Source organism: Pseudomonas sp. (assembly GCF_049645325.1).
In the GTDB taxonomy this organism is placed as follows: domain Bacteria; phylum Pseudomonadota; class Gammaproteobacteria; order Pseudomonadales; family Pseudomonadaceae; genus Aquipseudomonas.
The window spans coordinates 1-10,337 of sequence record NZ_JBARTQ010000097.1; the positions used below are offsets into that span (position 1 = coordinate 1).

The window sequence follows — 10,337 nt, forward strand, 5'->3', positions numbered from 1 at the left end:
ATGAAACCAGCGGTAAGGCAGCCCAGCAAAGCGATCGTTAAGGCGGATTTATTCACGGAAAACCTCGGAACGTTACGTGGTTGGGATTTCGTATACGGTATAAGCATTAAGTATGCCGTGATTTCAAATAGCTGGCACATCGCTCTGGAACCGCTGTCTTGAAGGTGTCGCCATTTCCCGAGTGACCACAACATGTTACGAAATGGAGCGCAAATGCTGTGATCGCCCCAAATTCGGGCGGTTTTGTGTATTTGCAGCTAAGCACACAAAGCCATCGACAGAAAAATACCGAGTGCTATATGGTATACGAAATACTATGAATCAATTTTTCATCGCCGCGCCCGGAGCCCTCCATGAACATCCTCGGTCACAACTTTATTGCCGGTCAGCGCAGCGCGCTGGGGAACACGCCATTGCTGAGCTACAACGCCAGCACCGGGGAGGCCCTGCCCTACACCTTTTTCCAAGCGGTCGAGGCCGAAGTGGATGCCGCTTGCGTGGCCGCCCAGAACGCTGCGCAGCTGTTTCGTGACACATCCAGCGCCCAGCGTGCTGTCTTTCTGGAGGCCATCGCGCAGGAAATCGACGCCCTGGGTCCAGAGTTCATCGAATTGGTATGCACCGAAACAGCACTACCCTTTGCCCGCATCCAGGGCGAGCGCGGGCGTGTTACCCATCAATTGAGGCTGTTTGCCGCCGTCCTGCGCCGTGGCGACTTTTATGGCGCGCGCATCGACATCGCCCTGCCAGAGCGCCAGCCCGCGCCCCGCCCCGACCTGCGCCAGCTCAAAATCGGCCTGGGCCCGGTGGCTGTGTTTGGTGCGAGCAACTTCCCGCTGGCGTTCTCCACCGCCGGCGGCGACACCGCTTCGGCCCTGGCAGCCGGTTGCCCGGTGGTGTTCAAGGCGCACAGTGGCCATATGGCCACCTCGGAACTGGTGGCGGCGGCCATCAGCCGTGCGGTAGAAAAATGCGCCATGCCTGCGGGTGTGTTCAGCATGATTTATGGCGGCGGCGTAGGTGCGCAGTTGGTCAAACACCCGGCGATCAAGGCGGTCGGCTTTACCGGCTCGCTCAAAGGCGGCCGGGCCCTGTACGACATGGCAGCGGCACGCCCTGAACCGATCCCGGTGTTCGCCGAGATGTCGAGCATCAACCCGGTGATCGTGTTGCCGCACGCGGCCACGTTGCGCGGACAGAAGATTGCCGAAGAGCTGGCCAATTCGGTGGTGCTGGGCTGCGGGCAGTTCTGCACCAACCCGGGCTTGATCATCGGCCTGGCCAGCCCGGCGTTCTCCGAGCTGACCGCGGCGCTCACGCTGCACATGGCGCAAAAACCTGCGCAGGCGATGCTCAACGCGGGCACCTTCGCCAGCTATCGGGCCGGTGTGGAGCGTCTGCACAAAAGCTTTGGTGTGGAGCACCTGTGCGGACGCGTCCAAACCACCCTGGCCGAACCGCAACTGTTCAGCGCCGATGAAGAATTGTTGATCGGGGGGGAAGAAGTCCTGCAAGAAGAAGTCTTCGGTCCTGCGAGCATTGTGGTAACCGCCTCCACCACCGAACGCCTGGTTCAGGCGCTGGAAAACCTGCAAGGCCAACTGACTATCACCCTGCTGGCCGAGCCCGAAGACCTCCAGGACTTTTTGTACCTGGTCACACTGCTGCAAACCAAGGCCGGCCGCCTGCTGGTCAACGGCTACCCCACGGGTGTGGAAGTCACCGACACCATGGTCCATGGCGGCCCCTACCCGGCCACCTCCGATGCACGCGGCACTTCGGTGGGCACGCTGGCCATCGAGCGGTTCCTGCGCCCGGTATGTTTCCAGAACTTCCCCGACTTCGCCCTGCCGGATGCACTCAAGAACGCCAACCCGATGAACATTCAGCGGCTGGTCAATGGTCACTTCACCGACGCCGCGCTGCCGGGGCAATAGCCCGGCATGGGGCATAGCGGCGCCTGTAAACATTCGTATAACATATACGTCTTCGCCCGCTCAGGAGAGCCACCGTGTCACTATCCTTGTCCAATGCCCCTAACCTTGGCGTGGCGCCCTCGACGTCGGAAGTCATCGCCAAATACCTGCGAAACGCGATCATCTCGGGGGAAATTGCCGAAAGTGATCCGATTCGCCAGGACGACATCGCCAAGTCCTTCAATGTCAGCAAAATCCCTGTGCGCGAAGCCCTCAAGCGCCTCGAAGCCGAAGGCCTGGTGGAGTTCCATCGCAATCGCGGCGCCATGGTCACACGCATCAGCGAGGCGGAGCTGGCGCAGATTTTCGAGGTGCGCGTACTGCTGGAGGTTGAGATCACCCGCTACGCCATTCCCAACCTCACCGAAGACCATTTCACTCGTGCCTATGCCATCCTCGACGACTTTTTGGCGGGCGACGATGCAGGCCGTTGGGCGGAGATGAACTGGGCGTTTCACGCGTGCATTTATGAAGCGGCGCAGCGGCCGTTCATGTTCAACCTGATCCGCTCGATCCACGACAAGATCGAGCGGTATTTGCGTATGCAAATCGTGCTGTCCGACGGCAAAGCCACCGCCGACGCCGAACACCGCGCCATCGTGAAAGCCTGCGAAGCACGGGATGTGGACTTGGCCACCCAACTGATCGAAGAACACATCCATGGCGTGTGTTCGACGCTGTTCGAGCACCTGCCCAAGCCGCGTTAGCCCTTCGAGAAAAACCACATGACGAAGCCGACCGCGGTCACCCAACCGAGGGTCAACAGAAATGAAAGTCCCGCAAGCCGTTTGTCCATGGTGCTCCATCGCTCGATTTAATGACCGCACTACGATCATCCAGTCGCAAGCTTAGTTCAGTCGCCTCAGTCTTTCTCGACAAGGCGTACTGGCGCATCCCCGCTGAGCGACAAATGCACCACACCGGGCTTGCTCGGGAAATTCACTGCGTCGCCGACTCTGTTTTCCATGACCGGAATATCAATCAGGACCTGCCGGTCTGTCGGGCCGCTGACCCGCGTGGCATCCAATGCCTGAATCGCCCGCCAGCCGCCGCCCCCAATGTGAATGACGCCCAGCAGGGTGTAATGCGCCGCCCCCGCTTCAGTCGCATCAGGTTTGAACGCCGCAAGATACTGGCGGTAGTTGTTGCCTTTATAAAAGCCCTCGACGATGAAAACCGCTAGGGTGACCTGGTTTTCCCGTGAGGTGTTCAAGGTCTGCACCCTGGTCGCCTCGGGATAGCCGGTGGCAAAACCATCCTTAAGCAGGGTTACCAGGCGGACGACCTGTTCCTCCAGGGCCTTGGGGACCGGATTCGCGTCCGCCGCCTGCGTGACGGTGCAGGCAAGCAGCAGGCTGGCGGGTAGCAAACGCAATTTCATGGGGGCAAATCCGCGATATTCGGGAGAGGTTCAGCGTTGAGCATTTGCTCAAATCACCCATCGCCCGTCAAGCCGGACCAGCGGCCTTCTTGTCGACTCGTGCAGCCCTTCGCTGCTCAATGCTTCAGTTATGCTTTATCCACGCATTAGCAAATTTAAAGCAGCCTCGCTTAATAGCTGTTTTAGACCCTGTATGTTCGTCTCGTTCTTGGGTGATTCCCCCGCGCGCAACAAATACGCACGTTCTGTAGCCCTTCACCTACGATTAAGGCCCAAGGCTATCGCGCGCGGGAAGCCCGATTGCGCTTCTGCAACCATCAACCTTATGAAAGAGAGACGGCAATGAACTTAAAAGACCCAATTATCGGCCCGCTGGGTTTCGGTACCGCGCCCTAGGGCAATATGTTCCGCCTCGTGGCCATGGGTATTCCCCAAGCGCTGGAAGGCGCGCAGCCCGAGGGCACGGTACCCTGGAGTTCCCGAGCACAGCAGCGGCCTGCGCGTGGTACGACAGCCCGGCGTATCAGGCGGTCGCCGTACATCGTTTAAAGGGCGCGACCTACAGCGTCGCCCTGGTTGAAGGCAGCAGTGAATAAACCCAACGTATGTGGAGAGCCACCATGCACCCGCACAACACCGCGATTGTCTTGATCGAATACCAGAACGATTTCACCACCGAAGGCGGCGTGTTCCACGATGCCGTCAAGGAGGTGATGCAAACCTCCAATATGTTGGCCAACACCGCCACCACCATTGAACAGGCGCGCAAGCTCGGCGTGACCATCATCCATATGCCGATCCAGTTTGCCGACGGCTACCCGGAACTGACCACGCGTTCTTACGGGATTCTCAAAGGTGTCGCCGACGGCAGCGCCTTTCGCGCAGGCTCCTGGGGCGCCGAGATTACCGACGCTCTGCCCCGTGCCGCCGCCGACATCGTGATTGAAGGCAAGCGCGGGCTCGACGCGTTTGCCACCACCGGCCTTGACCTGGTGCTGCGCAACAACGGCATCCAGAACCTGGTGGTCGCTGGTTTTCTAACCAACTGCTGCGTCGAAGGCACAGTGCGTTCAGGTTATGAAAAAGGCTACGACGTGGTCACTCTGACCGATTGCACGGCGACGTTCAGTGGTGAACAACAACACGCGGCAGAAAACTTCACGCTGCCGATGTTCTCCAAGACGCTGCAACACACGCAGTTTCTTGAAGCGCTGAACGACAAATAAAAAACGCGGCGACTCGGCAATGAGTCGCCCCTTTTTCACGGTCGGACTCACTCGGTCGGCGCGTACTGCATTTCACCGTTGCCGAACGACCAGTCTTCGCGTTTCACGTCCACCAGGCTGATCCACACGTCTGCCTTGCGCAGCCCGGTCTTGGCGTGAATGCCGTCGGCAATAAATTTATAGAAGGCCTTTTTTACGTCAATGCTGCGGCCAGCGTTCCAGGTGACCTGGATAAACACGATTTTCGGCGTGTAATTGATACCCAGGTACCCCGCCGCCGGGTACACCAACTCGTCTTTGGCGTGACGGTTGATGATCTGGAATTTATCGTGTTCCGGCACATTGGCCACGCTGGTCATCGCGTTGTACACCACCTCACCAATGGCGCTGGCGGTTTCAACCGAAGTGTCGGCGGCAAGGTCGATTCGAACTAAAGGCATGGCGCAATCCTTGAAGGGTCAATGGCCAATCCACGTCGGCGGCCAGTGGTCTTACGCTAGTCTCGACGCAAAGTTTCATCAAGCGCATAATTTTCGAAAAGATGATGAGTATTTCGCATGCTATTTCAGGATTTGAGAGCTTTCGTCACCGTCATCGAAAGTGCCTCGCTGACCAAGGCCGCGCACACGCTGTGCCTGACTCAGTCGGCCGTGTCGCGGCGCATTCAACACCTCGAAGAAACCCTCGGCGAAGCGCTGTTTGACCGCACCACACGCCCGCCGATGCCCACCGCCATGGGCCGGCGCATCTATGAAAAGGCCGTCGAACTGCTGCGGGACGCCGAGCACCTGCTGAGTATTTGCCAGGAAAACGCCCTGCCCAGTGGACGATTTCGTGTGGGGCTGACGCAGATCGTCGCGGACGCGGTGGTGTTCGACGTGGTGACGCGCATGCGAGAGCAACTGCCCGGCCTCGACTTGCAAATCGTCACCGACTGGAGCGCTGAACTGGAGCAACGGATGCTGCTCGGCGAGCTCGACGCAGCCACCCTGATGCTGCCCGCCGCCAACAGCCCACCGTCCGCACTGGCGGCGCAATTGCTCACGACCCTCGACATCCTGGTGGTGCAGAGCAAGCGCCACCCGCTGGTCAGTACGCCCAACGCGATCAAAGACCTGGCGGCCAGCGAATGGGTCCTCAACCCACGAGGGTGCGGGTACCGCGCGGCGCTGGAAGCGGCCATGGGCGACCACGGGCACAGCCTGAAACTGGCCGTGGACACCCATGGCGCCGCCGTGCAGATGCGCATGGTCGCCGCCGGCATGGGCTTGGGGCTTATCCCGGCGAAACTGTTGCCTGGCATCGCTTATGCCGATGAATTAGCCGTCGTCACCCTCAGCGACTTCCAGCTGAAAATGGGCGTGTGGCTGACTCACTCACGCCAACCGGGCAACCTGCGCCGGGCCAACGAACTCTTGGCGGCGGGCATCGCCGACGGTTTGCGCTGACGCGCGGCTGCTCAGGCGTTGCCTTCGCGCCGTTGTTGACGCTCCCGCGCATACGCCTCGCTGGGTTCACTGATCAACTCACCCCGGCGTGTGGCCGCAAACCCGTCATTCACTCTCCAGCACAAATTCGTAATACGCCTGCTTGAACGGCAGTTGCATGCCCACCTTGGCGGATACCGCGTCGTGTGCCGTGCGGTCTTCATACACCACCTGCAATGACTGCTTCACGCCAAACACCGCATCGGATTCCAGGTACGGATCGCCCTCTGTGAACAAATGCGTGACCAGCTTGCTGTACCCCGGCAACTCAAGCATGAAATGCACGTGGCCCGGCCGCCAAGCGTGACGGTTGGCGGCGTCAAGCATGCGCCCTACCGGGCCGTCGGTAGGAATCGGGTAGCACACCGGCAGAACCGTGCGAATCGCAAAATCGCCATGGGCATCGGTGCGGTAACAGCCGCGTAAATTGCCCACCGGCTGCTGCGTATCCTGCCCGGAATACATGCCATTGCCGGCGGTTTGCCAGACGTCCAGCAGCACGCCCGCCAGAGGGTTGCCCTGAGTGTCCAGCACACGCCCGTGGATCAGCGCGGCCTCCCCCGGCGTCATCGCCATGTTTTCACCGTAGGCTCGGTCTGGCATGCCATCGATGTAGAACGGCCCGAACACCGTGGTCTCGGTAGCGTTTTCGGCCCGTCGGTGGTTGATCGCGTCCACCAGCATCGACAATCCCAGGGTGTCCGACAGCAAAATGAACTCCTGGCGCACAAACCCATCGCACATGTGCCCGGTATCGGTCAGGAAGCGAATGCCTTCCCACCATTCCTGCTCGGTCAGTTCGACCTCGCTGGCGAACGCATGCAGGTGGCGCACCAGGCTTTGCATGATCTGTTTGAAACGCGCATTCGGGGCATCGTCGAAGCTGTTGAGCGCTTGTTCGGTGATCAGTGATTCAGGCGTGAACATGAGGCTGGCGCTCCGAGGCGAGGTGAAAGGGTCACATCAAGAACGTCCTCGGGCGCGTGTTTATTCCCTGCCCTTCAGCCGTGCCTGACCACACTGTCCTGCAGCGCCACGCGGCCCACCTCGACAAAGTTCGAGGCGGAATGCGGGTCGGCATGCCCGAAGGAAATCCCGAACATCAGCTTCATCTCTGCGCTCACCCCCAGCACGTCACGCACCGTGTCGGCATACATGCCCAGTAACGTCTGGGGAATCCCGCCCAGCCCGCGCGCCTGCAGCGACAGCAGGAAGGTCTGCGCATACATGCCGATATCCCCCGCCGACCGCACGTAATCGCTGATCTGCGGCATAAACAAAAACACCACGTGGGGCGCATCGAAAAACCTAAGGTTGTGGCGCAAGCAGGCCTGGCGTGCGGCGTGATCATCGCGGCCTATATCGATGGCCTCGTAACGTGCACGGCCACTGGCTTGCGCGCGCTCGGCAAAAACGCCGGTGTAGGCGTCAATGTCAAACGCGAAATCCGGGGTGAAGTGCTGGCGGTCATCGGCTGCGAGCAAGGCGGCTGAAAGCCGGTCACGGGTATCACCGCTGACCAGGTGCACGTGCCACGGTTGGGTGTTGCAGTTCGAGGGGCTGTGCTGAGCGTCGAGCAGCACGCGATTGATCTGGTGTTCGCTCAAAGGCGTGCGCAGGAACTGGCGGGTTACGCGGCGACTGCGGGCGATGTCTTGAAAAATGTCTGGCTGGCTCATCGGAGGTCTCCTGGAAAAGGTGTTAGCTTATTCACCACCACCAATCTGATAAATACACAACCGATGAACCCATTAACAACCTTGAGTGATGACTGATGGACAAACTTCGCGCCATGCATGTGTTCGTCACCGCCACCGAGGCGGGGTCGTTCGCCGCCGCAGCGAGCGCATTGGCGCTCTCGCCGCAAATGGTCGCGCGCTATATCGAGCACCTGGAGGCGCACCTGCAAGTGCGGCTGCTCAACCGCACCACGCGCCGCCAGCAACTGACCGAGTTCGGTCGTGCTTACTACGAACGGTGTGTGGGGGTCTTGGCCGATGTCGAGGCCGCCGACGCACTGGCGCTTGAGGCCCATGCCCAACCCATGGGTGCCCTCAAGATCAGCGCGCCGCAGAACTTCGGCGCGCAGAGCCTGATGCCGGTAATCAATCAGTTCCTGGCCGAGCATCCGCTGGTGGAGATCGACCTGGACCTCACCGACCGCTACGTCGACCTGATCGCCGAGGGCATTGAAGCGGCGTTTCGCATCGGCGAACCCGGCGTGGCTGACAGCACCCACCTGGTGGTACGCCCGTTGCGGCCCTATCAGTTGCTGGTGTGCGCAGCCCCGGCGTACTTGCAAGCACACGGCACGCCCGTGCAGCCCGGCGACCTGGACAGCCATTCATGCCTGGGCTACGTGTTCGCTGATCGGGTGATGGACAAGGAGTGGGTTTTCACCCGTCACGGCAAAGCCTACCCGGTGCAGGTCGGCAGCCGCTTGCGGGTCAACAGCGCCGACGCGCAACTCAAGGCCGCTATCGCTGGCTTCGGTATTGTGATGGCCGCCCTCGACCTGCTCGCCCCCGCGCTCGCCAGTGGCCAACTGGTGCGCGTGCTGCCCAACTATGAAGGCCCGTCCAAGCCCATGAGCCTGATCTACCCGGCCGACCGCCAACGCACGGCCAAGCTGCGCAGCTTCATTGATGCAGCGATGGCCGCGTTTGGCCCCTGATCAACTGTACAAGTGGTGGCTACACAGCCTCACACGGAATGACAGTTCCCTCGGCGGTAGATGAACAAGCGGCGCCATCCAACCACAAAGGAAGCGGGTCAAGCTGCCTGTTGACCAATACGCCCAACTCCAAGTCGAAGGGCATCACCCATAACCGTAGCTTCGATGAGAAACGGAACTCCGGGAGTGGTTGATTAAAGCTAGCCTTGCTTGGATAGATCAGCAGCATTTCGCCCGCCGGTTGATCTTCCAAATAACGCTGGCCATAGGCGAACAATTGATAGAAGTCGGATTGACTCAAGCCATATCTGTTCGTGCGCTGATCCAAGCGTTTCCATTTCGTGTCCAGCACCCAGCGTCGCTCGTTTCGTGAGATGACCATGTCGGGCTTTAGTTGAAACATGCCTTTTTCGTTATGCCAACACAGGAACTCTTCCCTGACCTGCCGCTGCAATGTCGCCGAGACCGGCAATGTCAATCGTAAACAGGACTCGACATAACGCTCGAACAGTTTCTCCATAGGAAACAGCAGACTTATCCCATGCCAACCACCCGATACAGCGGTTGGCATACCCTCCCCTAGAACCAGTTCACACCAAGGTTTTATAGGTTGGTAATGAGCCATCAATCGATCATTACGCCACAGCTTCAGGTCGTTTTTCACATCCCGACTAGCAGGCAACTCCTGCAACATGCCCCTAAGCTCATGAGCCAGACGCCAGCTGTCTGGTTGCTGAGTCGTTTTGCACACTTTCTGCAATGCCAGGACGAGCAAACGATTCTCAGGGCGGTCCGGCAGGAACACATCATGGCGCAGTTGGAACTGGTGCTGACGGCCCGGAGGCTGGCGTACTTGCTTGACTATGTCCAGTTGGCCGCGCAGGTAACGCTGTTCCTCCTCAATACGTTGGTAGTCAAAGCGTAAACCACGTTTGACCAGATGATCCAACTCCAACAAAAACTGGAACATCACCCATTCGCTCAGTGGCGCATCAAACAGCGTCAAATCCGCAGGGCCAACTCGACGGGTTTTCAGGTTGAATGCGGTCTCGATCATCTTGCACAGCAGTTTACGATTCTGCCCGATGCAATCACCTTGTTCAAAATGCTTGGGCAATATCTCCAAGCGCATGCCGCACGGGCTCTCCAGAACACCGACAAAATTATCCAGTTTCAACCAGCGTTGGCCTGCAATCTGCGCCAGCGGCGTTCCTGCCTGGGTGAAGGAATCGTTCAAATCACACAGCCAGGTAAAGGCCGAAGAAGAAATTTGTGCACGGTCCAGGTTCGACTCGATTTCATCGGTGGTCAGCCGTGCATATTCACGGACCGTGATGGAATGACTCAACGGACGATCTCATTGATCGAATAATAGGTCTGGAAACGATCAAACGCTTTGTCGTTCAACTTCCAGCGCTGGGTATGCGAATCAACAGGGCCCTTCGCGCCAAACAAGTGCATGAAGTCAATTTTCACTTCCTGGACAAACTGATCGTCGTATTCCTTATTTTGATCATTCAACACCCAGTGAATACGCTGCCAGTCCTCAAAGAAATACTCTTGCAGCAGCGGCAGAATTTGTTGCCGGAAGAT

The 10,337-nt window shown here is 59.1% G+C and carries 11 protein-coding genes and 1 pseudogene; 6 read left to right on the plus strand and 6 right to left on the minus strand.

Annotated elements, in window-relative coordinates:
* Positions 1–353 precede the first annotated feature (353 nt).
* A complete protein-coding gene (locus WBB95_RS04015) occupies positions 354–1,937 on the plus strand; it encodes an aldehyde dehydrogenase (NADP(+)) (RefSeq protein ID WP_424486407.1) in 1,584 nt (527 codons plus the stop codon).
* Between the two features lie 86 nt (positions 1,938–2,023).
* Complete coding sequence (locus WBB95_RS04020) at positions 2,024–2,683, plus strand: GntR family transcriptional regulator (RefSeq protein ID WP_424486416.1); 660 nt, start codon at positions 2,024–2,026, stop codon at positions 2,681–2,683.
* A 155-nt stretch (positions 2,684–2,838) separates the two neighbouring features.
* Here the strand turns inward: WBB95_RS04020 and WBB95_RS04025 are convergent, their stop codons facing one another.
* Entirely contained in the window at positions 2,839–3,357 is a 519-nt protein-coding gene (locus tag WBB95_RS04025) for a hypothetical protein (RefSeq protein ID WP_424486408.1), read from the minus strand.
* A 470-nt stretch (positions 3,358–3,827) separates the two neighbouring features.
* On the opposite strand from WBB95_RS04025, the gene WBB95_RS04030 reads away from it, so the two are divergent.
* The gene (locus WBB95_RS04030) at positions 3,828–3,953 is read left to right on the plus strand and encodes a DUF1330 domain-containing protein (protein WP_424486417.1); all 126 of its coding nucleotides are present in this window, start codon (positions 3,828–3,830) and stop codon (positions 3,951–3,953) included.
* A 24-nt stretch (positions 3,954–3,977) separates the two neighbouring features.
* Positions 3,978–4,583, plus strand: coding sequence for a cysteine hydrolase (locus WBB95_RS04035; protein ID WP_424486409.1), 606 nt, complete (start codon positions 3,978–3,980; stop codon positions 4,581–4,583).
* 47 nt (positions 4,584–4,630) lie between these two features.
* Here the strand turns inward: WBB95_RS04035 and WBB95_RS04040 are convergent, their stop codons facing one another.
* Entirely contained in the window at positions 4,631–5,023 is a 393-nt protein-coding gene (locus WBB95_RS04040) for a tautomerase family protein (protein WP_424486410.1), read from the minus strand.
* A 117-nt stretch (positions 5,024–5,140) separates the two neighbouring features.
* Here WBB95_RS04040 and WBB95_RS04045 point away from each other — a divergent pair, with 117 nt between their 5' ends.
* Positions 5,141–6,031: a LysR family transcriptional regulator gene (locus WBB95_RS04045; RefSeq protein ID WP_424486411.1), complete on the plus strand. Its 891-nt coding sequence runs from the start codon at positions 5,141–5,143 to the stop codon at positions 6,029–6,031.
* Positions 6,032–6,136: 105 nt separating this feature from the next.
* Here the strand turns inward: WBB95_RS04045 and WBB95_RS04050 are convergent, their stop codons facing one another.
* Together WBB95_RS04050 and WBB95_RS04055 are read right to left on the minus strand one after the other, a co-directional pair.
* Positions 6,137–6,997 carry a dioxygenase gene (locus WBB95_RS04050; protein WP_424486412.1) on the minus strand — a complete coding sequence of 287 codons (861 nt, stop codon included), beginning with the start codon at positions 6,995–6,997 and terminating at the stop codon, positions 6,137–6,139.
* A gap of 74 nt (positions 6,998–7,071) precedes the next feature.
* On the minus strand, positions 7,072–7,749 hold the full coding sequence (locus WBB95_RS04055) for a nitroreductase (RefSeq protein ID WP_424486413.1): 678 nt from the start codon (positions 7,747–7,749) through the stop codon (positions 7,072–7,074).
* A 95-nt stretch (positions 7,750–7,844) separates the two neighbouring features.
* Between WBB95_RS04055 and WBB95_RS04060 the strand changes: the two genes are divergently transcribed.
* Entirely contained in the window at positions 7,845–8,744 is a 900-nt protein-coding gene (locus WBB95_RS04060) for a LysR family transcriptional regulator (RefSeq protein ID WP_424486414.1), read from the plus strand.
* 19 nt (positions 8,745–8,763) lie between these two features.
* Here WBB95_RS04060 and WBB95_RS04065 read toward each other — a convergent pair whose 3' ends face one another.
* Positions 8,764–10,092 (minus strand): McrC family protein, encoded by a 1,329-nt coding sequence (locus tag WBB95_RS04065; RefSeq protein ID WP_424486415.1) that lies wholly within the window; start codon positions 10,090–10,092, stop codon positions 8,764–8,766.
* Positions 10,089–10,337, minus strand: a pseudogene (locus tag WBB95_RS04070) (restriction endonuclease); the annotation flags it as partial. The pseudogene WBB95_RS04070 and the gene WBB95_RS04065, both read right to left, overlap by 4 nt.